General features: G+C 31.0%; 22 protein-coding genes. 4 read left to right on the forward strand and 18 right to left on the reverse strand.

All coding sequences use genetic code 11. The features are described 5' to 3' along the window. Positions 1–416 precede the first annotated feature (416 nt). The 7 genes from CLRAG_RS00190 to CLRAG_RS00215 form a co-directional block, all read right to left on the reverse strand. Positions 417–2,036 (reverse strand): nickel ABC transporter substrate-binding protein, encoded by a 1,620-nt coding sequence (locus tag CLRAG_RS00190; RefSeq protein ID WP_065076509.1) that lies wholly within the window; start codon positions 2,034–2,036, stop codon positions 417–419. 11 nt (positions 2,037–2,047) lie between these two features. After that, the gene (locus CLRAG_RS00195; RefSeq protein ID WP_065076510.1) at positions 2,048–2,998 is read right to left on the reverse strand and encodes an oligopeptide/dipeptide ABC transporter ATP-binding protein; all 951 of its coding nucleotides are present in this window, start codon (positions 2,996–2,998) and stop codon (positions 2,048–2,050) included. 18 nt (positions 2,999–3,016) lie between these two features. After that, positions 3,017–3,802, reverse strand: coding sequence for an ABC transporter ATP-binding protein (locus tag CLRAG_RS00200; protein WP_065076511.1), 786 nt, complete (start codon positions 3,800–3,802; stop codon positions 3,017–3,019). Positions 3,803–3,919: 117 nt separating this feature from the next. Further along, positions 3,920–4,786: an ABC transporter permease gene (locus CLRAG_RS00205; RefSeq protein ID WP_083985462.1), complete on the reverse strand. Its 867-nt coding sequence runs from the start codon at positions 4,784–4,786 to the stop codon at positions 3,920–3,922. A 16-nt stretch (positions 4,787–4,802) separates the two neighbouring features. After that, positions 4,803–5,273 (reverse strand): ABC transporter permease, encoded by a 471-nt coding sequence (locus tag CLRAG_RS20990; protein WP_242872058.1) that lies wholly within the window; start codon positions 5,271–5,273, stop codon positions 4,803–4,805. 8 nt (positions 5,274–5,281) lie between these two features. Continuing rightward, positions 5,282–5,716, reverse strand: a complete 435-nt coding sequence (locus CLRAG_RS20995; protein WP_242872059.1) for an ABC transporter permease — start codon at positions 5,714–5,716, stop codon at positions 5,282–5,284. A 58-nt stretch (positions 5,717–5,774) separates the two neighbouring features. Continuing rightward, the gene (locus CLRAG_RS00215; protein ID WP_065076512.1) at positions 5,775–6,524 is read right to left on the reverse strand and encodes a class I SAM-dependent methyltransferase; all 750 of its coding nucleotides are present in this window, start codon (positions 6,522–6,524) and stop codon (positions 5,775–5,777) included. A gap of 535 nt (positions 6,525–7,059) precedes the next feature. On the opposite strand from CLRAG_RS00215, the gene CLRAG_RS00220 reads away from it, so the two are divergent. From CLRAG_RS00220 to CLRAG_RS00230, 3 genes are all read left to right on the forward strand, one after another. Next, entirely contained in the window at positions 7,060–7,488 is a 429-nt protein-coding gene (locus CLRAG_RS00220; protein ID WP_013238476.1) for an EamA family transporter, read from the forward strand. Positions 7,489–7,590: 102 nt separating this feature from the next. Further along, a complete protein-coding gene (locus tag CLRAG_RS00225; RefSeq protein WP_065076513.1) occupies positions 7,591–8,433 on the forward strand; it encodes a DUF3307 domain-containing protein in 843 nt (280 codons plus the stop codon). Between the two features lie 212 nt (positions 8,434–8,645). Beyond that, a complete protein-coding gene (locus tag CLRAG_RS00230) occupies positions 8,646–9,032 on the forward strand; it encodes a SatD family protein (RefSeq protein WP_065076514.1) in 387 nt (128 codons plus the stop codon). Between the two features lie 12 nt (positions 9,033–9,044). Here the strand turns inward: CLRAG_RS00230 and CLRAG_RS00235 are convergent, their stop codons facing one another. The 10 genes from CLRAG_RS00235 to CLRAG_RS00280 all read right to left on the reverse strand — a co-directional run bounded on the left by CLRAG_RS00235 (position 9,045) and on the right by CLRAG_RS00280 (position 19,141). Next, a complete protein-coding gene (locus CLRAG_RS00235; RefSeq protein WP_065076515.1) occupies positions 9,045–9,821 on the reverse strand; it encodes a SatD family protein in 777 nt (258 codons plus the stop codon). Positions 9,822–10,466: 645 nt separating this feature from the next. Then, a complete protein-coding gene (locus CLRAG_RS00240) occupies positions 10,467–11,768 on the reverse strand; it encodes a pyrimidine-nucleoside phosphorylase (RefSeq protein ID WP_065076516.1) in 1,302 nt (433 codons plus the stop codon). A gap of 15 nt (positions 11,769–11,783) precedes the next feature. After that, complete coding sequence (gene deoB, locus CLRAG_RS00245) at positions 11,784–12,965, reverse strand: phosphopentomutase (protein ID WP_065076517.1); 1,182 nt, start codon at positions 12,963–12,965, stop codon at positions 11,784–11,786. A 111-nt stretch (positions 12,966–13,076) separates the two neighbouring features. Then, complete coding sequence (gene deoC / locus CLRAG_RS00250; RefSeq protein ID WP_065076591.1) at positions 13,077–13,721, reverse strand: deoxyribose-phosphate aldolase; 645 nt, start codon at positions 13,719–13,721, stop codon at positions 13,077–13,079. Between the two features lie 44 nt (positions 13,722–13,765). Further along, a complete protein-coding gene (locus tag CLRAG_RS00255; RefSeq protein ID WP_065076518.1) occupies positions 13,766–14,164 on the reverse strand; it encodes a cytidine deaminase in 399 nt (132 codons plus the stop codon). A 117-nt stretch (positions 14,165–14,281) separates the two neighbouring features. Next, complete coding sequence (locus tag CLRAG_RS00260; protein WP_065076519.1) at positions 14,282–15,493, reverse strand: ABC transporter permease; 1,212 nt, start codon at positions 15,491–15,493, stop codon at positions 14,282–14,284. Between the two features lies 1 nt (position 15,494). Beyond that, positions 15,495–16,202, reverse strand: coding sequence for an ABC transporter ATP-binding protein (locus CLRAG_RS00265; RefSeq protein WP_065076520.1), 708 nt, complete (start codon positions 16,200–16,202; stop codon positions 15,495–15,497). Then, a complete protein-coding gene (locus tag CLRAG_RS00270) occupies positions 16,199–17,278 on the reverse strand; it encodes an efflux RND transporter periplasmic adaptor subunit (RefSeq protein WP_065076521.1) in 1,080 nt (359 codons plus the stop codon). Before CLRAG_RS00270 ends, CLRAG_RS00265 begins: the two co-directional genes overlap by 4 nt. Before the next feature lie 147 nt (positions 17,279–17,425). Continuing rightward, positions 17,426–18,094, reverse strand: coding sequence for a Yip1 family protein (locus tag CLRAG_RS00275; protein WP_065076522.1), 669 nt, complete (start codon positions 18,092–18,094; stop codon positions 17,426–17,428). Between the two features lie 414 nt (positions 18,095–18,508). Continuing rightward, a complete protein-coding gene (locus CLRAG_RS00280; protein ID WP_065076523.1) occupies positions 18,509–19,141 on the reverse strand; it encodes a GntR family transcriptional regulator in 633 nt (210 codons plus the stop codon). A gap of 473 nt (positions 19,142–19,614) precedes the next feature. Here CLRAG_RS00280 and dapB point away from each other — a divergent pair, with 473 nt between their 5' ends. Continuing rightward, on the forward strand, positions 19,615–20,442 hold the full coding sequence (gene dapB, locus CLRAG_RS00285; RefSeq protein ID WP_065076524.1) for a 4-hydroxy-tetrahydrodipicolinate reductase: 828 nt from the start codon (positions 19,615–19,617) through the stop codon (positions 20,440–20,442). Between the two features lie 79 nt (positions 20,443–20,521). Here dapB and CLRAG_RS00290 read toward each other — a convergent pair whose 3' ends face one another. Beyond that, positions 20,522–22,765 carry a cell wall-binding repeat-containing protein gene (locus tag CLRAG_RS00290; RefSeq protein WP_065076525.1) on the reverse strand — a complete coding sequence of 748 codons (2,244 nt, stop codon included), beginning with the start codon at positions 22,763–22,765 and terminating at the stop codon, positions 20,522–20,524. Positions 22,766–22,804 lie beyond the last annotated feature (39 nt).

Here is a 22,804-nt window from a genome sequence, read left to right on the forward strand (position 1 = left end):
AAACTATCCTGGACGTGAAAAAAAGGCAGAGATATTTTCCACCTTTTAATTACAAAATAAACTATTTAAATAGTTAATCCCTAGTTTTATTTATAGACAGGATGGTTACGAACTGTCTTATACGATTTTTCTCAATTTATTATACGCTATAAAGTGTTTAAAATCAAGAATTTTAAGGGAAATATATATTTTATATTTTTTAACAAATGATTGGGATACTCCTTTGAATATCAATGAATCTAAACTTAGTGGGAGTTCGGTTTCTCCCACTAAGTTTAGATGAATTATCTAGGGGTTTAGCTACTATTATGCACAGCATAAGAACTCTAAATCGCTGAAACTCAAGAGTTCTAATATCTCCCACTTTGATAGAAGTGGGAGTGTTACAGTAGGTAGCCATCAGATAAATTACTAAATTATTTACTTACTACATCTAGCTTTTCCCATTTAACAGGAGCATAAGAGTTTACTCCAGTTTCGAAATTTTTAACTTTTGAACTCACAACAAAGGTAGTTTCTGGATAGTATAAAGGAACGCATACTGCTTCATCATTAATAAACTTAAATATCTTATTATAGTTTTCTTGTCTTGTTTTTTCATCCATACTTTCCAATGCAGCGTTAATATTCTTGTCAAGTTCCTCATTGTACCATACTCTTCCTTTATTATTTGTTGTTCCTGTTTTCAGAAAATCTTGTTTAAGATCACTATGTGGTACCCATGAATCCGATGAAGTACGCTGCATCATCACATCAAATTTTCTAGTATTCATAGAAATATCATTCAACGCATTTAAATCAACCGTATTCAGATTTACTTTTATACCAACTGCCAACAATTCAGATTGAATAAACTCTGACATAGATTTCCACTCTGGAAAAATATCTGTACTTAATACCATATTAAATTCTAAGGGTTTACCATTTTTTTCAAGAATACCATCGCCATTAGCATCTTTATATCCAGCCTGTGCGAGTAATTCTTTTGCTTTATTTTTATCATAACTGTATCCTTGACTATTTTCCTTAGTAACATACGGTACTCCATTCCGGAATAATCCCACTGCTGGCTTACCAATTCCATTTAATAATTTTTTAACCATACTTTCTTTATCGATAGCATAATTCATTGCAAGACGTACATTTTTATCTTGAAGGTTAACATTGTCATAATTTAAAGTAATAAAATGAGACATCATAGTTTTAGAATTATATGCAGTAAAATTCTTATCTTTCTTTAATGTTGCGATACTATCTAATGGTACTTTACCAAGTAATTCTCCACCGATTATATCTACTTCCCCGCTTTGAAGTGCCATTACTCTAGCTTGTCCATCTGGTATTACTTTAAATACAATCCTGTCTACTTTTGGTTTTTCACCCCAATAATATGGATTAGGAACTAGTGAAAATTCTTTATCCTTTGTATAACTTTCCAGCTTCCATGGTCCTGTACCAACAGGTTTTGTAAATTTACCCATTGCATTCCCTTCCACCTTTTTAATTGAACTTGGACTTAAAAATCTCACTGGTCTTGGATATGATAATTCTGTTAAAATTGGATAAGCCTTATTTCTAAAAACTATTTTGACTGTATACTTATCAACAGCTTCCATACTTACAACGTTTACTGCTGTTAAAGAAGAATTTCGTTGATTATTAACCCATCTTTTCAAATTAAATATTGCAGCATCTGCATCAAAATCTGTACCATCAGAAAACTTAACTCCTTTCCTTAGGCTAAAAGTATATGTTTTACCATCTGCTGCTATATTCCATTTAGTTGCTAATTGTGGCTGTATACCCTTGGAACCACCATCTTCCACAAAACCATCATATATCATTTTATAAATTGGATGAGGTCCATTATAGGTCGCTGCATCTAATTTATCCATTTGACCATCAGTAGCTATAGCAACAACGATTTGTTTCTTTTCTCCTGTTTTGGCATTCTGCTTACTATTACCACATGCTGACATAGACAGCATAAAAACACATAGCATTGATAATATAATACACATTTTTATTTTTCTCATTTTTTCCGCCCCTAAATATAATTTTTATTGTATAAATGACACGCGACAAAATGTTTATCCCCTATATTTTTTAATTTAGGCTTAGTAACTTTACATTTGTTATTAGTGTATAAACACCTATTCTGAAATACGCATCCATTTTTCGCAATATTTTGTTCCTCATTTTCTCTAAACAATATTTTTTTCTTTTGTCTGTTTCTTGGGTTAATATCTAAAGATGCTGCCAATAACGCTTTTGTGTAGGGATGTTTAATATTCTCTTCAATGCTTGGAAGTATCTCCATAATATTACCCATATACATTACTACAACTCTATCGCATATTTTCTTTACCGCTGATAAATCATGAGATATAAATAAATAGGTTAAACCAAATTGCTCTTTTAAATCCACTAACAGATTTAGTATTTGATTTCTCATTGTATAATCCACACTAGCTACAACTTCATCGCAAACTACAAACTCAGGTTTAAGCACAAGTGCACGGGCTATTCCTACCCTTTGTCTTTCTCCTCCACTTAACTGATTTCCATACCTAGTTAAATAGCTACTGTGTAAACCCACTTTGCTAAGTATATCTATTATTCGCTGCTCCTTGTCCGCTTCACTGTCTTTGCTATAGTTATTTATTGGTTCCATAATAATTTGCTTAACAGTATAATATGGATTAAATAAGTTGGCACTATTTTGGAATATCATTTGCATATTATTTCTAATAGTACGCATTTTGTTGAATCCATATTCAGAAATATTTTCTCCACGGTAAAATACCTGTCCACTTGTATTCTTTTCTAATTGTAATAGCATTTTACCAAAAGTACTTTTGCCACAACCAGACTCACCTACAAGTGCCAAGGTTTCTCCTTTTCTTATAGCTAAATCAACATCTTTTACTGCATATACTTTCTTTTTTGCTTTTTCATCATAACATTTACTCAAAGCAACAGCTTCAATTAAATTCATTTTTAATTTATCTCCTATTTAAACAGATTCCATAAGCTCTTTTGTATACCTATGCTGAGGTTTTTCAAATATATCATATACGTTGCCACTTTCAATAATTTTACCTTTATTCACAACATATACATCATCAGCTGTCTGTGCCACAACACTTAAATCATGAGTAATAAGTATAATTGCCATACCGAGATCCTTTAATTTGAGTAATTCCTCCAATATTTCTGCTTGTATAGTTAAATCAAGCGCTGTAGTCGGTTCATCTGCTATCAGTACACTAGGATTAGATAACATAGCCATAGCAATCATTACCCTTTGGCACATTCCTCCACTTAACTCAAAGGGATAGCTATTTAGTATTTTATTTGTATTTTTTAAACCAACCCTTCTAATCATATCCTCACATCTTTTTATTGCATCTTTCTTTTTCACTTTCTGATGAATCAGTATTGCTTCCATTAATTGATTTTTTACTTTTAATACTGGATTTAAAGCACTGGTAGGATCTTGAAATATCATTGACATTTCTTTCCCACATACTTTTCTAAGCTGTCTCTTACTCAATTTTCTTATATCTCTGCCATTTAATATTACCTCGCCAGCTTCTATTTTTCCTGGCTCATCCACTAAATCAAAAATAGATAATGCCATTACTGATTTGCCACTTCCACTCCGTCCAACAACAGCAGTAATTTTACCTTTGAATGCGTTGAGGCTTAAGCCATCAACAGCATTAACAACAGCATTGTTTTTACTATCATAAAAGCATGTTTTTAAATTTTTTATGGATAGAACTGGTTGATCATCCATTTACTCACCCCCTCAATTCTCTTTATTTTACTTTCTTCAGTTGCATCTGTGAAATCATCCTTTAGCTTTTGAGAACTATATGAAATTACAACTGATTTTGATAATATGTACCCTTCTTTAATTTAAACTTGGTCGTAATGCTTCATTCAATCCTTCTCCAAACATATTTAATCCAAACACAACAGTCATAATTGTCAAACCCGGCCATACCATTAGACTTGGTGCACTGGAAATAAATTGTCTACTATCACTAAGCATAATACCCCAATCCGCTGTCGGTGGTTGTGTACCAAGTCCAATAAAAGAAAATCCGGCTATGTGCGTAATAATACTGGCTACTTTTAGAGTGGAAAGTACAATAATTGGGGACACTGCATTTAACAGTATATGTTTTACAATTATATTAAACTTTGATGTTCCCGCTGCCTTTGCAGCCATTACAAAATCCATTTCTTTTAATTTAAGTACTGTTCCTCTAATAATTCTAGCAAAGGGTGCCCACCATAAAAAAACCAAAACAAGCATGATATTTAAAATACCAGGTCCTAGAATTCCAACCACTGCTAAAGCCACAAGGCTAGATGGAAATGTTAAAACAATATCTGCTAAACGCATAATAAAATTATCTACCCAACCGCCAACGTATCCTGCTAATATTCCTAGCGGAACACCAATAGCTAATATACCTGCCAAAACAATTAATGCATCACCAAAAGATGTTCGTGTGCCATATATTAGTCTTGACAGAGTGCATCTTCCTAACTGATCAGTTCCAAGTGGAAATGCCAAACTTGGTTTAATCAAACGTCTTTGCAGATTCATATCTATGGGACTGTGTGGAGCAATGTATGGTGCAAATATCCCTATTAAAGTAAAAAATATTACTATTATACCACCAAGCAATGCTAACTTATCCTTTTTAAAATAATATAAAACGTTCTTAGAATATCTTGTGCCTGCAGCGTTAATATCTATTTCACTCATTTAAATCTCCTTCCAATTACTTGAGTTCAATTTTCGGATCAAGATATATGTAACATATATCTACTATTAAATTTAAAACAATAACAGATATAGCCACTACCAATATATATCCCTGAATTACAGGAAAATCCTTTGCCTTTATACTTTCAACTGCATATTTTCCAATACCATTCCAAGAAAATATTGTTTCACAAGCAAAACTGCCTGCAACTAATGAAGCAAAGTTACTTCCAATAAGTGTTATACATGGAAGTATTGCATTTTTTAAGCCATGCTTAATCAGTACCATATTATCGCTTAACCCTTTTGCCTTAGCTACTTTCATATAGTCACAGTTTATTATTTCAATAAGACTTGTTCGAAGTAATCTAGTATATACAGCTGCATAACCAAGACTTAGAGTAAATGCTGGCAAAAAAATATTTTTAATTTTATTTCCTGCTACTACAGGAACTATTTTAAAATATATTGCAAAAGCATATAGCATAATTAATCCTAACCAAAAATTAGGAATCGTGGCTCCAGCGGTAGAAATAATCCTAAAAAATGGTCAATCCATTTATTCTTATACTTAGCGGATATAATAGCCATTGGAACAGCTATTAATATAGATAAAGCTGTAGCACAAAGAGCTAAATTTAAAGTAGCTGGAAATCTATACATTATCTCATCTAGAACAGGCTGTTTGCTTCTATATGACAATCCCAAATTAAGATGACAAACCCTACCAAGCCAACTGAAATATTGAATATACAGCGGCTTATCAAGTTCCAGTTCTTTGTTTACTGCTGCAACGGTGTCAGTATTTACTTGTCCTCCTTCATTCATAATTGTAATCTCTGCTGCACTACCTGTTGACAAATTACTTAAGGTAAAGGCTACTATGGAAACTACTATAAGCATTGGAATGATTTGTAATATCCGTTTCATAATATATTTAGTCCTCATTAATGTATCACTCCTAAATACAATTCGATAATAAATTTTCTTATTTTCCAACAGATATCATAAACATTGGCCTTGATCTATATTTTAATTTTTCATATTCATCCCATACTCGTTCAGTAATATCAGTTTGACAGTAAATTTTAGTAAAACCAATATTAATTAAAGTCTCAAAATCCCATTGAGGACGTAAACGACTAGTCATAGGCATAGATCTTCTAAATTCATCTCCATTATCTGGATGTTTATCGTAATTAGCATTTTCTCCATATTGTTTTATGTATTCACATTTATCTTCTTCAAATCTTACCCTGTATTTTTCATCAAAAAGATGTAAATTCCAGTTTGCATCAAATATAAGTATTCTTCCATCTGGACGAAGTACACGTTTCCATTCACTATATGCAGCTTCTGCATTTCTTAAAGTCCAAGTTACATTACGACTGACAATCAAATCAAAGCTTTCATCTTGAAAAGCTAAATTATGACTATCCATAACATAGAAATTTGGTTTAACTCCTGATTCCTGTGCATTTTTTTTAGCTTGTATAATCATTTCCTCTGTGCAATCTACTGCAGTAACCTTATGCCCTGCGAGTGATAAAATAATTGCAAAAAAACCAGGCCCTGTACCAACATCCAATATATTAAGTTTTTCTTTTTTAGGTGCATTCTCCAATATTATTTCTATCCATGCATTTCTTTTAAAACTATTAAGCTCCTTTTGTATATTATTGCTATAGTTTTCTGCAGCTTTACTCCAGTTATCTTCAACCATATTCTGTAAATTCATTATATCTCCCCTTTCATAGCATAATAAAAAATATCATATATAGTGTTTTTTTACTTTTTAGGCATATCTACTATATACAGCAAATTTCATGCCGAATATACTTATTAAGTTTTGAATAGTTAAAATTAAACAAAATAATGTCTTTTCCTACACATTAATTACCTTAATCATCAAAATTTTTTCAAATAAATCATATGTTATATAATCATTGCAAAATACGAAAAGGTTTCAAAACGACACTAAAATTATATCATTTTGAAACTTTCTCTCATTTTGGTACTATTGTAATATTAATATCATTGACTCATAACTTGTTTACGATACTTACATAATATGTAATTAGTTTAAATACACAAATTTTCTATATTGAATTTGTTAACAATTTTTGATATAATTCATATGTCGTTTATTAATTAAATGTAATAAATATACTACACAATTTAATGTATTAGCGGAAAGATAAGCCCGGAAAGTAATCTATTTCCGGGCTTTTGTATTTTTAAAAAAATTTATAAGTAAAGGCAAGGTTAAAATTATGTTTATGTATGTATTTTCAGTTGTACTTATAATTGCAGCAAATATCTTTTATAACATATGTCAAAAAGCAACACCACAAAAAGCAAACCCATTTATAGCTCTATTCGCCACCTATGCAATAGCATCAATAGTAACTTTAATTTTATTTCACTTTTCTAAAACAGATAAAGGATTTTTGGGATCAATTAAAGATTTAAATTGGACTAGCATAGTCCTTGCTTTTTGTATAGTAGGACTTGAATTTGGATATATCATGGCCTACAGATCTGGCTGGAGTATAAGTGTATGCCCTCTAGTAGCAAATAGCATTCTTGCAGTTCTGCTCATTCCCATTGGGATATTCATTTTTAAAGAAAATTTCGAATTAAATAAGCTATTTGGAATAATATTTTGTATTATAGGATTAGTACTAATAAATAGAAATTAAAATGACAAATATTGGTGGGCGTGATATAATTAACCTACTACTTAGTCATTATAGTACTCACTTAGATTATCTATATACTGAGATATATGGAGGTTAAAATAAGTGGTCTTTTTACAATTAGCTATTCTATCCCACTGCTTAGCAGATTTTATATTTCAAAGTAATGATATTGTACAATTAAGAAAAAGTTCTAATTTAAAGAAGTGTTTAAAAGGTAACATCATCCATGCCATAATCGTATTTAGCATATTATTTACCTTCCTAATTGTTGGATATAAATTTAAAACAACATTAGCTTATTCACTTCTAATAGGACTTTTTCATTTTACGATTGACTTAATTAAAAATTTACTTTCCCTAAAGATAAAATCTATCCATGATAGACCTATTTGTTATCAAAAAGCCTCTTTTCTTTATATTATTTTAAGTCCCCTTTTCCGATGGATTAATTCCTTAATTTTTATTACAGATCAAATCCTACATGTAGCAGTTATCGCTTTTATTTGGGGACAAACTAGCATACAAAGTAGTGAAAACATTATTAACTGTGTCTACCTAAGCAGAACTTCTACTATAGACATTCTAAGTTATTTAATTATATACCTGTATGTATGTTTTGGTGGAAGATTCTTTATAAATGTTGTTATATCTGAACTTTATCTTCAACCATATAAAAATAAGGCAATGAATGTTCAAATCATATCCCACTTAGAAAAGACTTCCGACAGTGACTATATAGGAATATTTGAAAGGTTTATTATAATCACCTTAGTTATCAATGGAGCATATCAGGCAATAGCATTTATATTCACAGCAAAGTCAATAGCAAGGTTCCGTGAATTAGAAGAAAAATACTTTGCTCAATATTACCTAGTAGGTACTCTATTTAGTACGTCTCTTGGCATCTTAGGTGGAATTTTATTGAAATATATAATCGATAAATAGTTGAATATTTTTTCTCACCAATTTTACTTACAAATCATAAAATATCACAAAAGATAATTTGTGCAAATATCACTTGAAAACGTGTTTTGATTTTTAACTAAACATTGTATGTGTTTTGATTAAAACCTAAACACGTATAATTTTATTTCACAAGATAACTATGTAACAAAAATAATGCAATGTAAGTATGATTGCATTCTAGGAGTGATATATTGAATTATTTAACTATGATTTGTGATTTAAGGAAGTCAAGAAAGCTTGTAAATCGAGAAAAAGTTCAATATCAGTTAATTGACCTGTTAAAGGAAACTAATAAAATATTTCAATCAATAATAGTTGTTCCTTTTATTATTACTATAGGTGATGAATGGGAAGGGTTGTTAAATTATGATTGTAATTACATGAAAATCTTAGATTTTTTTCATAAGGAATTAGAATCAGTTGACTTTTATTGTGGTATTGGCATAGGACCTGTTTCTATTAAGAATTTTCAATTAACTGTAAATCAATTAGATGGTCCATCATTTTACCTAGCTAGAGATGCCCTTATAGATGCCAAGAAGCAAAATCTATCTATTGTAGTAAAAACGTATTTATAATCCTATTACTTATTAAATAGAAATCAATAAATTTATTAATAGCTTTACCATTTCATGGTTTCGTTGAATAGTAAAATATTCAGCACTATTTAACTTTTGACTTATTCCTCCTATAGTCTCATTTAATTTATCTGCATTTTTTTCTATTATTTTTCTATAAGATTTATGTTTCATATATTCAATATATATTATCTTTTGCTTCCGTGTCAGCTTACTTTTTAGGATCTCATTATTTTCTATAACAACATTTATTATATCATCTAAAGAAATTAATTCATTACAATCTACTGCATCCACTGCAACTTCTTCATTAAAGGGAATGTTCCATTTTGTTTTAAAAAAATGATTTTGTACTGCTATGTGATTCATTATAGATTTTAAAAAAACCTTATTCGTTTTACTATAAATATATTTTGTCCTTTTTTTAGATGATTGTTTTGCAATATTTATAGCATCCCGGGCCATTATAAAGCATGACCCATCCATCCTTCGGGTATCTTCATAAATATCTGTCTTTAGTTCACCTATTCCAATTCCTGAATAAAATTTTACATCATCTTGCCAAAGCAGTCTTTGAAAATCATGAACAATATCATAGCAGTTTTCAGGCTTACTTGTAATAAGCTGCCACTCATCCCCAAGGGTAAAATTTATTTGAGAAACCAAGCTATCATAGTACTTTTCATATATTAAATCAAAATACCCTTTTAACTTTTGCTGCAGCATCTCACGATTTGGTATATTCCTAGAATCAACAATATCCATTGTCACTACACCATACAACTTCAACTTAGTTTTCTCCCTTCAACCTAAAAACAATTTTAACCATATTATACCACATAAATTCTCCAAATAGTAGAAAATAAAAAAACTATATAGAGTTTCTAAACGAAAAATCAACTTATACTCCGGATATCTTTTACAACCTTCAGCTCGATTAAATATTTTGATAAGGCTAAGGAAAAATTTTAAAAAATACTGAGAACTTTTGAAAACTCGTACCTCAAACAATTCAAAAGTTCTAGATTTTTAAAAAATTTTTTCTAAGCCTTATATGCAAAACATTTAAAAGAGCTTCATTATTGTATAAATATGCCTGCGTATAAGTTGATTTTTTAGTTAGAATATTCATATATAGATCGCAAATTTTAATTGTGAAGTCGCCTATCTATACGAGGATTTCTGCTTAAAATTTGAACTTATGCATAGAATATACTAACAAAATTGAAATCACATTTAAAAACTTTCTCATAAGTCTTAGTGAAGTATTTTAGAAAATCTTAGAAGCTTATATATGTCTGAGGCACGAGTTTATATAAGCTTCTTTAGATTTTCAAAATACTGAACTTTAGACTTATTAAAAGTTTTTAGTGTGATGAAATTTGTCAGTATATGGCTGGCATAATTCAACTTTCAAACTAGAAACTCTATTATTTATTCTGTTATAATCTTGTGGATCAAAACTGGTTTTTCTGCATGAGAACTGATAGTAATATTCTCGTAAATCTTAGCTTTTACATCTTCTACATCTTCACGGTCTGAGTAGATAGTCATAAGTGATTCACCTTTTTCTGCCTTATCTCCTACCTTTTTATTAAGAACTATTCCTACAGCTAAATCAATTTTATCTTCTTTTGTAGCTCTTCCTGCACCTAAAAGCATTGCTGCTATACCAATTTGGTCAGCTACCATATTTGAAACATATCCACTTTCCTTCGCAGGAACAGGAATTTTATATTTTGCTTGAGGTAATTTTTCAGGATTGTCCACAACTGATGGATCTCCACCTTGATTTTTAAGGAATTCCTTGAATTTTTCTAATGCTTTACCATTCTTTATTGCTTCAAGTAATTTCTCTCTTGCTTCTTCTAACGTCTTTGCCTTTTTACCAAGTACAACCATCTGGCTTCCAAGAGTTAAAACAAGTTCTGTTAAATCTTCTGGTCCTTCTCCTCTTAATGTATCAATAGCTTCTTTTACTTCAAGAGCATTTCCAATTGCAAATCCCAAAGGTTGAGACATATCAGAAATTATTGCCATAGTCTTTCTGCCTACATTATTACCTATTTTAACCATAGCATGTGCAAGTTTTTCTGAATCTTCTTCTGTCTTCATGAAAGCTCCTGCACCAGTTTTAACATCAAGTACTATTGCATCTGCTCCTGCTGCAATCTTCTTGCTCATTATTGAACTTGCAATTAGTGGAATTGAATTTACAGTCCCAGTTACATCACGAAGAGCATATAACTTCTTATCTGCTGGAGTCAAGTTACCAGTTTGGCCCATAACTGCAACTTTACTGTTGTTAACAAAATCAATAAATTGTTCTTTTGTAAGTTCAACATGGAATCCTTTTACTGATTCAAGTTTATCAATAGTTCCACCTGTATGTCCAAGTCCACGTCCTGACATCTTTGCAACAGGTACACCTAGAGATGCAACCATAGGTGCAAGAACAAGTGTTGTTGTATCTCCCACTCCACCTGTTGAATGTTTATCAACTTTTACACCATCAATTGCTGAAAGATCAATAGTTTCTCCAGAATGAACCATTGCCATAGTAAGATCTGCTCTCTCCCGATCAGTCATATCCTGAAAATAAATTGCCATTGCAAGAGCACTTGCTTGGTAATCAGGAATTGAGCCCTTAGTATAGCCTTCTATAAAAAATTTAATTTCTTCTGTAGTTAATTCTCCTCCTTCACGTTTCTTTTCAATTATATCTACCATTCTCATTTTTACATGCCACCCTTATGTTAATTTTTGCAAAAAGCTTTCACCATATTTAGGCATCTTAACTTTAAAGTTATCCGCAACTGTTGCACCTATATCTGAAAAAGTCCTGCGTATTCCAAGATCTTTTCCTTCTTCAAATCTCTTTGAATAAACAAGTAAAGGTACAAACTCCCGGGTATGATCTGTTCCCATATATGTTGGATCATTACCATGATCTGCTGTAATTATAAGCAAATCATCTTCTCTTAACTTCTCAAATACTTCAGTGAGTCTTTTATCAAATGATTCTATGGCATCTCCATATCCTATTGGATTACGTCTATGTCCATAAATTGCATCAAAATCAACTAAATTAGTAAAGCTGAGTCCATGGAAATCTTCATCAAGTACGGAAATAAACTTATCCATGCCATCCATATTTGATCTAGTTCTAATGGCTTTTGTAACTCCTTCGCCATCAAATATATCTCGGATTTTCCCAATAGCAATTGAATCCAAACCTGCATTCTTTAGGTAATTCATTACTGTTTCACCAAAAGGTTTTAATGCATAATCATGTCTATTTGAAGTTCTCTTAAATGTTTCCGCTGTTTTTCCAACATACGGTCTAGCAATTATTCTTCCTAATTTATATGGTTCATCTAGTGTTATATCACGGCAATATTGACATATTTTATATAACTCATCTAATGGTATAACTTCCTCATGTGCAGCAATTTGAAGTACAGAATCTGCAGATGTATATACTATAAGTTCTCCGGTCTTAAGCTGTCTTTCTCCAAGTTTCTTTATAATTTCCGTTCCACTAGCTGGCTTATTTGCTATAACTTTTCTTCCAGAAAAATCCTCAATCTTCTTAATTAATTCATCTGGAAAACCATTAGGAAAAACTCTAAATGGCTTGTCAATATAAAGCCCCATCATTTCCCAATGTCCTGTCATAGTATCTTTTCCACGAGAAGCTTCCTGCATTTTTGTAAAATAAGCTTTGGGATGGTGAGCCTTTTTTACTCCTTTAATTTCATATATATTAGATAATCCCATAGCTTCCATGTTAGGTATATTTAATCCGTTCTTTTTTTCTGCAATGTGCGCTAATGTATTAACACCAACATCACCAAATTTTTCTGAATCTGGTGCTTCGCCAATGCCAACAGAATCCATAACTATTACATGTATTCTCTTAAATTCATTCATAAAAATCACTCCTTACATATATATTATACGATTAATCCTACAATAGTTGTTGCAAATACACTTACTAGTGTTGCTCCATATAATAATTTTAATCCAAAACGCACAGCTGCATTATTCAGATACAATAGCAATACCTGCACTTGCACCTATACGGGTTGCACCTGCTTCAATCATATCTAAAGCCTCTTGTTTAGTATGGATACCACCAGATGCCTTAACTCCCATATCTTTTCCTACTGTTTTACGCATGAGTTTAACATCTTCCACTTTAGCTCCATAGTTTGAGAACCCCGTTGATGTTTTTACAAAATCTGCTCCTGCTTTTTTAGCTATCTTACAAGCTCTAACTTTCTCCTCGTGTGTTAAAAGACAAGTTTCTATAATAACTTTTACTAGTGTCTTTCCTTTTGCAGCTTCTACAACAGACTTTATATCATTTTCTATGTACACATCATTTTTATCCTTTAGTTCTCCAATATTAATGACCATATCAACTTCCTGTGCACCATTTTTGATTGCATCCTTTGCTTCAAATACTTTTGTTTCAGTTGTATTAGCTCCAAGAGGAAATCCAATAACCGTACATACCTTAACTTCACTATCATGTAACTTCTCACTTGCTAGTTTAACCCATGTCGGATTTACACAAACTGAAGCAAAGTTATACTTCTTTGCTTCTTCTGTCAATTTAATTATCTGGCTTTTTGTTGTTTCCGGTTTTAATAATGTATGGTCAATCATTTTAGCAATATTCATAGTAAATCTTCCTTTCATACAATAATTCACAATAAATTTTAACATCATTTATTTAAATCTTCTTTGGTAAAGGCTCCTGGTAATAATTCATTTAATGTTTTAACTATATATTCACCTTCACCTTTTCCAAGTATTATCTCTGCATCCTTTGAAGCAAACTCTGCTATAACCTGTCTGCAAACTCCACAAGGGTATGTATAATCGTTCTCTACTCCTACAATCGCAATCGCTTTTATAGCTCTATTTCCTTCCGATATAGCTTTAAATATTGCAGTCCTTTCTGCACAATTTGTTGCGCCATATGAAGCATTTTCTATATTACAGCCTGTATAAACCTTTCCATCTTCAGCAAGTACAGCTGCTCCAACTTTAAAATTGGAATAGGGAGCATAAGCATTTTTTCTTCCCTCAAAAGCTTTAGAAACTAAATTTTTATAATCCATTGAAATTACATCCTCCCCCTCAATTACTGCTTTACGCTGTCTATAAATTCACTCTCCCCGTACTCTAACTTTCTCCTAATCATATTATATAGCCTTTTTAAACAAATCAAAAAATTTTTATTCATATCTTAAAGCTTCAATAGGGTCCAGCTTAGCTGCCTTGCTTGCCGGGTATAGCCCAAAGAATATACCAATTGCTGATGAAAATGAAAATGCTATAAATATTATCTTAAATGATACTGGTACGGGCATCTTTAAGAAAGATCCTGCAATTTTACCTATTGTGATACCTAATATAGTTCCAATAGTTCCACCTATAAGGCACAGTATTATAGACTCCATTAAAAATTGTACTTTTATATCTCTAGTTTTTGCTCCAATAGCTTTTCTTATGCCTATTTCTCTAGTTCTCTCTGTCACAGATACAAGCATTATGTTCATAACACCTATACCACCAACTAAAAGCGATATAGCTGCAATAGCACCTAATACACCTGTTATAACAGATAATGACTTATTTAGATTTTCAAGCTCTTTAAATCCAGTTTGAGCTGTATACTTGTTTTTGTTTTGATGTTTATTTTCAAGAATTTTTACCATTTTGGAACTTATTTCTTCAGCTTTACTCATGTCGGATAACATTACTGACATATAACCAATATCGGTATTTGTGAGTATTCTATCAGCAATAGTTATAGGTATAAATATTGCACCGGGAGCATTATCTGACATAGATCCGAGATTGCCATTGGGATCTTTACATACTCCAACTATGTTTAAATCTATATCTTGGTCATCTGAACTTAATTTAATACTTTCTCCAAGAGCATCATTTGTATTGTGAAATAACTTTACGGCTGTTTTTTCATCTATAATTGCTGCAGTTGACCTTATCTCTACATCATGTTCTTTTAAAAACCTTCCATTAACCATTTTTATGTTTGAAAGTTTATCATAACCTTCTGTTGATGCCACAATTTGGACACGCTTGGATTTATTTTCATTCTTCAAGTTTCCATCTCCTCCAAGCGTAGGAACAACTGATGTAACTTCAGGTATTTTCTCCTTTATAAGGTCTATATCATCCATAGTAAAATAATCTCTTTTTTCTATAGCACTATCTGAAGACTGATTAAGCTGGAGATTAATTACATTGCTTCCCATACCCTCAAATTGTCCTGTAATATATTGTTTTGCTCCAGCACCCATAGACACTATAGTAATTACAGAAGATATTCCAATTATTATTCCCAGCATAGTTAAAAAAGATCTTAATTTATTTGATTTTATACTTTGTAGTGCAGATTGAAAGCTTTCTTCAACATTCATATTACTTCTGCCCCCCAACTATGGTTCTTTTTTCTACTGGATTATCTGAAATTATAGTTCCATCTTTAAAAACTATGGTTCTTTTTGTATGCATAGCTATGTCAGGTTCATGTGTAACCATAACAATAGTTACTCCTTCATCATTTAATTGCTGAAAAATCTCCATTATTTCTTCACTAGAAACACTATCTAAATTTCCTGTAGGTTCATCTGCAAGTATTATAGTTGGATCATTTACTAAAGCTCTTGCAATGGCTACCCTCTGTTTTTGTCCACCAGACATTTCATTAGGTTTATGATGAAGTCTATGAGATAATCCAACTCTATCTAGAGCCCATTTAGCTTTTCTCTCTCTCTCTTTTTTAGATACTCCTGCATACATCATAGGCAATTCCACATTAGCTATAGCTGTAAGCTTTGGAAGTAAATTAAATGCTTGAAATACAAAACCTATTTTCTTGTTTCTTATATCAGCTAAACTGTTATCATCTAATGATGATATATCTACACCATCTAAATAATATTTTCCATCTGTAAGTTTATCTAAACAGCCAAGCACATTCATAAGAGTAGACTTGCCTGATCCTGACGCTCCCATTATAGCTACATATTCTGTCTTTTCAATTTCTAAGTTAATTTTCTTTAGAGCTTTAAGCTTTACAGCACCAGTATCATATATCTTAACTAAATTCTCCAATTTAATTATCACTTATTGTTCCCTCCTGCTTGAGTCTCTACAATATCTCCATCTTTAAGAGTATCTGGAGGATTTGATACATATTTTTCTCCTTCATTAAGACCATCTATAACTTCCATATAATCATCTGTCTCTATACCTGTGCTTATATATCTTTTTGAAACCTTATTTTTGCTGTTCACTATGTAAACATATTTTTTCTTTGTACCTTTTTCTTCTTTCACACTATCAAATCCCATAGAAACTATATTTCTTTTTTCATTAAATATAATTTCTGCATCTGCCTCATAACCTACTTTTATACTATCATCTGCGTTATCTAGAGTTACTATCACATTTACTTTGGCTTCCTGGCTGGTAGCCTTAGCATCAGCCTTAACTTGAGCTATTTGTCCCACATCCGTAACTGAACCAGTATATTTTTTTTGATCATTACCTTTTATTTTAACAATGGCTTTTTGTCCTTTTGCAACTTTCATAGCATCATATTGACTCATAGCTATAGAAACTTTGTATTGTGAAATATCGTCTACTATAACCATATCTCCTGCTTTAGGAACTTGATTTTCCTTAGCATCAACTCTCATTACTCTTCCATCTACATTAGCTCTTACATTACTTTGTTCTATTTTGGCATTTAAATTGTCTATTTCAGCTTTAATAGAATCTGTTTGATTTCCTACATTATCTTTACTAGCCCCTGGTACTGCTTGCGATTGTGATACTGCATTTTGAGCATTCTTTAAATCAATCTTTAGCTTTTTTAGTTCACTATCATAGTCAGATGTATCCATTTGAACTAAAATATCTCCCTTTGTAACCTGTTGTCCTTCAGTTACTAAAACCTTCGCTACCTTCTGGGTATTATTTAAAGTTATATCATTGCTATATTTCGGTTCTATGCTTCCTGAAACCGTAGTACTTTGAACTATATTTCTTTTGATTACCTTAGATATAGTTACTTTCTTACCTTGTGATTTCCTCGACTTTACATAAGAAGATATTCCTATAGCTGTAATTATAAATATAACGGCTACTATAATTGCTAATTTTTTCTTGTCTTTTACAAAATTTAATTTAAGTTTCATTTATTTTCCTCCCCATTTTTTCTACAGTCTTACTAAAAATTATAAACTTTTTTCCAAACTATTCAAATAAAGATAAAACTGACACTGTACAAAAACAATGCCAGCTTATGTAGCTGCACAAAGTACTATTCAATTTCAATAATGTTTTTAAACTAAAACTATAACAACTACTGAAAGGATATAAATTATAGCAACTATAGCTGCTGATTTTTTCATATTCATTTTACATACAACAGAAGTACCAATTGCTGATAAAACTATACTCCATATATAGAAAAAGTTTATACATGAAAATAACTTATAAATTGTACTTTTCATATCTGTTGATGAACTTAAAACTAATGTGAGGCTAGTTGAAATATTTTTTATATTTTGTGGTTCTGTAAAAAGCATTATTATTCCAGTTAAAATTCCAGCTATTAAAACTGGAACATAAGCTAAAATATTTACACAATATAAATTTTTAAAGTTTCCGGTTTCTTTTAAAATAGAAGCTATAACTTTAATCAATACAGTACTTATTAATGTTACTAGTGCTGGCGTAAGCAATGCCCCAATTATCGTGGAAATTGTAATTCCAGTTTTCATAATTGGAATTGCAGCTTGAGAAAAGTTTGGCATTTCCTGAGCTTGTAAAATAGTATAGCTTGTAAGCTTTGGTAATTCTATTATAGCAACAATTAACTGAACTAGTGTTACAGGTATTAAGTATCTCCATACTTTAGGATTTTTATTGACCCTTTCCATTGTTTTTCTTGGTGAAATTATAGCACCAGTAATATTTTTTAAAATTCCATCTTTATTTTCCTCTGACATTTAACTTTCCCTCCTATTTTTAAATAATTCTCCCCTACATTCTACTTGCTAAAGCATGTTTATATTGTATATATACATTATATACAACGTAAACATAAAAATCAATTTATTCATTTAAACAGTAAGCATTAGTTCACCCATTTGTAAAGAATTATTTATATCCATTTTTACCTCACATATATCATTTAATAATATATCATTTAATGATATATGTGTCAACAGGGATAAAAATAGCTTTAACCTATTATTTTTTTGTGTATATATACAAAAATTAACTTTCTTTATTTAAAAAAGTCAGATTACCTTATCTGACTTTTCCATTCTACTATTTTAATTAATTTATCTATCTTTAACTGATTTAAACTTTCTTTTTTCTTTTCCAAAAGCCTTAAAGACTAAATTTTTGTAATACTATTAATTATTATTTCCATAAAGAAATTTTTTGATTTTATGGTACACATCTTCTTCACCTATTGCTAAAAAAATATCTCCTTCTTTAAATACAGCATAAGGTCCTGGAGAAAGTATTAAATTTCCTTCTCTACGTATACCTATTATAGTAGCATTTGTATTTTGCCAAAACCTACTTTCTCCTATTGTCTTTCCTATAATGCTGAGTCCCTTATATATTTTAAATTCAAAAGGCATGAATGGATTAATGTTTACAAACCTATTTGAGTAATCTAGGAGTTCATTAATTCTTTCTCCAATTTTTTTTTCAATTTCATTTCTCTCATTTAATAAGTCAAAAATTTGATTTTTAGATTTATTCATGGAACCTATGTCCTTAAATTTATTTATAAATTTCAAACAATTATCCACGGACTTAACAATAATTCCACTGCCCTTTATCACTTCTACAATATCCACTTCATTTAAAAGCATAATGGCTCTTCTTACAGTTTCAGGAGAAACATTATAATGACTTGAAAGAGATGATCTTCCATGAAGTTTATCCCCTATGGAAAAATCACCGTCTAATATTCTATTAGCTATATCAATTGCTATCTTCTGGTATACAGGTTTTGTAACATTTTGCGATGACATTTTAAATTTTACTTCAAATTATTTGTAACTTGAAGTAAAGCCTCCTTCCAATAAAATCCTTATAAACAGAGTTCTTGGTTTCAGATGGAGTTTTTTCTCCATCTGAAACTTAGAAATCGTTATCCAAGCGCGTAGCATTGCTTATCCCCCCACTTTGATAGAAGATGGGGGGTTAGAAATGGTAGCGATTGGATAAATCAACATTAAGTATAAATTATTATTTATACTATGTAAATAATAATTTAACAATTTGTTGGAATTAGTAATTAAAATTTCATATGAACCCTTGATCTTCACTAAAATAGAACTAATTCAAGTTATGTATAAATTATAAACACATATTAACTATTAATGACAAGTGACAACTTGTGTGATAGAATTAAGTTGTTACTAAATTTAAAATAGGATAAATAACAAAAATGACGTCAATACTTGAAACTTTTCTTGTAAGCGTCAAAAAGGAGGTAATTTATTTGATCAAAGTAGGTCTAATAGGTTTAGGTAAAACAGGAAAATATATTGCAGAAGGTGTTTTACAACAAAATAACATGAAAATAGTAGCTGCAATCTGCAGTCCTAACAGTGAAAAAAAGGGAATGAATTTAGGAGAGTTACTTAGCAATTCTAAAACAGATGTAAAAATAACTACTTCTGATGAACTCCAAGCTACTATTTTTAAAACGAAACCGGACGTTGTGGTAGACTTCTCAAATCCTCAAGCTGCCATAAAAAATGCAATCATACTATCAAAAATGAAAGTAAATGTAGTAATAGGTACAACAGGTTTTTCCAAAGAACATATTGAGAAACTTAAAAACATACCCTATAAGTTTAAAAACGGCATAGTTTATGCCCCAAATATCACTTTAGGAGTAAACGTTCTAATGTTACTAAGCAATATTGCAGCTACTATATTAAATAATTATGACTTTCAAATCGTAGAAATGCACTATAAAAACAAAAAAGACTCCCCATCAGGAACTGCATTAAAATTATACGATGAAATAGAGCATGGTCTTCAAATATCTGGAGTGAAAAATAAACCTATTCCAATAAATTCTGTACGTGCCGGAGGTATAGTAGGAAAACATTCCGTTCTTATAATTGGTGAACATGACAAAATAGAAATAAGTCATGAATCTTTTTCAAAAAAAGCTTTTTCACTAGGAGCCCTTAATGCCGTAAACTACATTTATAAAAAATCCGGATACTACGAGATGAAAGATGTATTAAATCTAAAAAAAATACTTCGTGAATACATTGACAGCCTAGACAATGAAGCAGTTAGTTCCCAAATTTAAAAATTAAACCATTTTACTGAGTCATATCTTTAATTCTAATTTATGACCACCCTTAAAATGGGTGGCCCGTTAAAAATCTCTATTTAGAATATTTGCTAATCCAGCTTACTATATCATCTATAATATACTTTGGTATATTACCCTTTCCATACTCCTCAGGAGTCATCTTGCCTTCTCCTTCTATAAAAAAGTGATTTAACTTATCATAAGAATTATATTCTATATTTTGTTTATCTTTTAACATACTTTTCCACTTTTCTAAATTAGAAGCAGCCACTTGATAATCTCTTTTACCTTGAAGAATAAGCAGTGGATCTTTTATATCTACTGCATCCTGTACTTGAGTTGAATTCTTAACACTCAACCAATAATAGGGATATGCATGAAAAATCATAGTATTTTCAGATATATTTTCAGGAAAATCTTTATTGTTTTTTACTAAGTCATATAAATTTTGTATATACTTTAGATTATCTTCATCCATATATCCTATTGAATTTAAATATTTACTTTGCTCTAAAAGTGTGTCTAAAAAATCTACCGGTCCTGCCATCATTATTCCACCAGCTGCACCGCTATTGCCGCAATCTTTTAATATGGTTGGCGTAAGCATTGCCCCCTGACTGTGTCCTAAAACAAAGACCTTGCTGGAATCAATTCCTTCAGTTTTCTTTAATAATTTCACTGCATCTACTGCATCATTTACTGTTTCCTTATTTAAATCAAGTTTTGTATCTATTGCAGTTAAGGATGGATATTCATTTGACCTCTTATTATAGCGAAGCACTGCAATTCCCTTTGAAGCAAGTCCTGCAGATATATCCTTAAATACCTTTGTGTCCCCATAGGTCTCGTCCATATCATTAGCGCCACTTCCATGGACAAGCACTACTGCCGGGAATGGTCCCTTTCCTTTAGGTATGCTCAATACTCCTGGGAGTTTATACTTTTCATCTCCTATAGCCACATTTTCTTCAGTAAAATTATCTGTATTTACATAAGTTGGAAGTTTGTAATTGCTTTCCCCCGGGGTAGCTTCAGATGTGAAATCATATACCTTTTCATCATTGTCATATTTTATTTTTATATCTACATTTGTAGGAAGTCCTTCTACTTTATAGGTTAACGTAACCATATTACCAAGAGGCAACTTTTCCTGCTTTATATCTAGAGGTTTTGTATCCATTCCTTTAAAGCTCATACTAGAAAAACAACTTTTCATTATGCTTTCTCCATATTCTGATTTTAAATCAGTGCTTAATCCTTTCACAGCCTCATCTATTTTTTTATTTAGTAAACATGTCATAAAATCCTGAGCTTTAGATTTCAAGCTTAGGGGATTCAAAATATCCTCTAAATTTTTAGAAATCATATTTTCTCCTCCAAGTATTACAATCTCATTCACCTTTTGATCCTGTATATAAGATTTAAGCTCCTCTACATTACTTTCATCAGTTATTACTATAGGCGCCTTAAATTTAGCTGAAAGAGCAATACCAGAAAGTGCATCTGGAAAGTTTTCCCCGCTTGCAACTACTAAGTTTTTCAAATCTTTATTGAAATATTTGCATATATTTATAGAAGTTTCATATCTATCTTTACCTTCTATTCTCACTACATTTTGTGATACTTCTTTCAATTTACTCTCTATATTGCTGCTTACAGAACTGATTCCTCCTATAACATATATATTAGAAGGTTTTATTTCCCTAATTTTTTCTTCTATCTCATTGGGCAGGTTTTCAGAAGGAGTTATAAAAACAGGATATCCTTTATAGGAAGCTATGCTTGCTATACTTAAAGCATCAGGAAAGTTGTCACCATTTGCTACAATTACTGGAGTTCCTTCCTTTAAATCTACTTTGCTTACTATTTTTACATTGGTTTCATATCTGTCTTTTCCACCTAATCTTATTATTTTATTAAACCCTTTTTCTTTAAAATACCGTTCAAATTCACTATTTACAGAAGCTTCCCCTCCTAAAATATATATAGTTCCTTCTTTTTTTAAATGATTTTCAATATAACCTAATGTTTTATCACTACTTTTTATATTTTTACCTACAAGCATTATAGGATAATTTCCTAATTTCTGTAGACATCCAGCTGAAAGTGCATCTGCAAATTGTTCTCCACTTGCAACTATTACACTGTCCAATTGTCCTTGCTGAAAATAATTAGCTATATTGCTGCAGGTCTCATATCTGTCACTGCCATATAACCTTTGTACACTAAAGTTGTCGTCTGCATAAGCAGGATAAGATAAAAAAGTACAAGTTGCTAAAGCTATCACAACACTTAATTTAGTATTTCTATTTAGCATAATGCTCCCCCTCTTTTATATACTATATTTGTTATAATT

Source organism: Clostridium ragsdalei P11, assembly GCF_001675165.1.
Lineage (GTDB): Bacteria > Bacillota > Clostridia > Clostridiales > Clostridiaceae > Clostridium_B > Clostridium_B ragsdalei.

What these genes read in the sequence shown, in the direction of transcription:
- CLRAG_RS00280 (WP_065076523.1), bottom strand. Translation starts at nt 19,141, where the DNA reads ATGTCATCGCAAAATGTTACAAAACCTGTATACCAGAAGATAGCAATT.
- CLRAG_RS00205 (WP_083985462.1), bottom strand. Translation starts at nt 4,786, where the DNA reads ATGAGTGAAATAGATATTAACGCTGCAGGCACAAGATATTCTAAGAAC.
- CLRAG_RS00260 (WP_065076519.1), bottom strand. Translation starts at nt 15,493, where the DNA reads ATGAATGTTGAAGAAAGCTTTCAATCTGCACTACAAAGTATAAAATCA.
- CLRAG_RS00255 (WP_065076518.1), bottom strand. Translation starts at nt 14,164, where the DNA reads ATGGATTATAAAAATTTAGTTTCTAAAGCTTTTGAGGGAAGAAAAAAT.
- CLRAG_RS00190 (WP_065076509.1), bottom strand. Translation starts at nt 2,036, where the DNA reads ATGAGAAAAATAAAAATGTGTATTATATTATCAATGCTATGTGTTTTT.
- CLRAG_RS00200 (WP_065076511.1), bottom strand. Translation starts at nt 3,802, where the DNA reads ATGGATGATCAACCAGTTCTATCCATAAAAAATTTAAAAACATGCTTT.
- CLRAG_RS20995 (WP_242872059.1), bottom strand. Translation starts at nt 5,716, where the DNA reads ATGAAACGGATATTACAAATCATTCCAATGCTTATAGTAGTTTCCATA.
- CLRAG_RS00195 (WP_065076510.1), bottom strand. Translation starts at nt 2,998, where the DNA reads ATGAATTTAATTGAAGCTGTTGCTTTGAGTAAATGTTATGATGAAAAA.
- CLRAG_RS00240 (WP_065076516.1), bottom strand. Translation starts at nt 11,768, where the DNA reads ATGAGAATGGTAGATATAATTGAAAAGAAACGTGAAGGAGGAGAATTA.
- CLRAG_RS20990 (WP_242872058.1), bottom strand. Translation starts at nt 5,273, where the DNA reads ATGCTATATGCTTTTGCAATATATTTTAAAATAGTTCCTGTAGTAGCA.
- CLRAG_RS00270 (WP_065076521.1), bottom strand. Translation starts at nt 17,278, where the DNA reads ATGAAACTTAAATTAAATTTTGTAAAAGACAAGAAAAAATTAGCAATT.
- CLRAG_RS00275 (WP_065076522.1), bottom strand. Translation starts at nt 18,094, where the DNA reads ATGTCAGAGGAAAATAAAGATGGAATTTTAAAAAATATTACTGGTGCT.
- CLRAG_RS00220 (WP_013238476.1), top strand. Translation starts at nt 7,060, where the DNA reads ATGTTTATGTATGTATTTTCAGTTGTACTTATAATTGCAGCAAATATC.
- CLRAG_RS00215 (WP_065076512.1), bottom strand. Translation starts at nt 6,524, where the DNA reads ATGAATTTACAGAATATGGTTGAAGATAACTGGAGTAAAGCTGCAGAA.
- CLRAG_RS00290 (WP_065076525.1), bottom strand. Translation starts at nt 22,765, where the DNA reads ATGCTAAATAGAAATACTAAATTAAGTGTTGTGATAGCTTTAGCAACT.
- deoB (WP_065076517.1), bottom strand. Translation starts at nt 12,965, where the DNA reads ATGAATGAATTTAAGAGAATACATGTAATAGTTATGGATTCTGTTGGC.
- deoC (WP_065076591.1), bottom strand. Translation starts at nt 13,721, where the DNA reads ATGAATATTGCTAAAATGATTGACCATACATTATTAAAACCGGAAACA.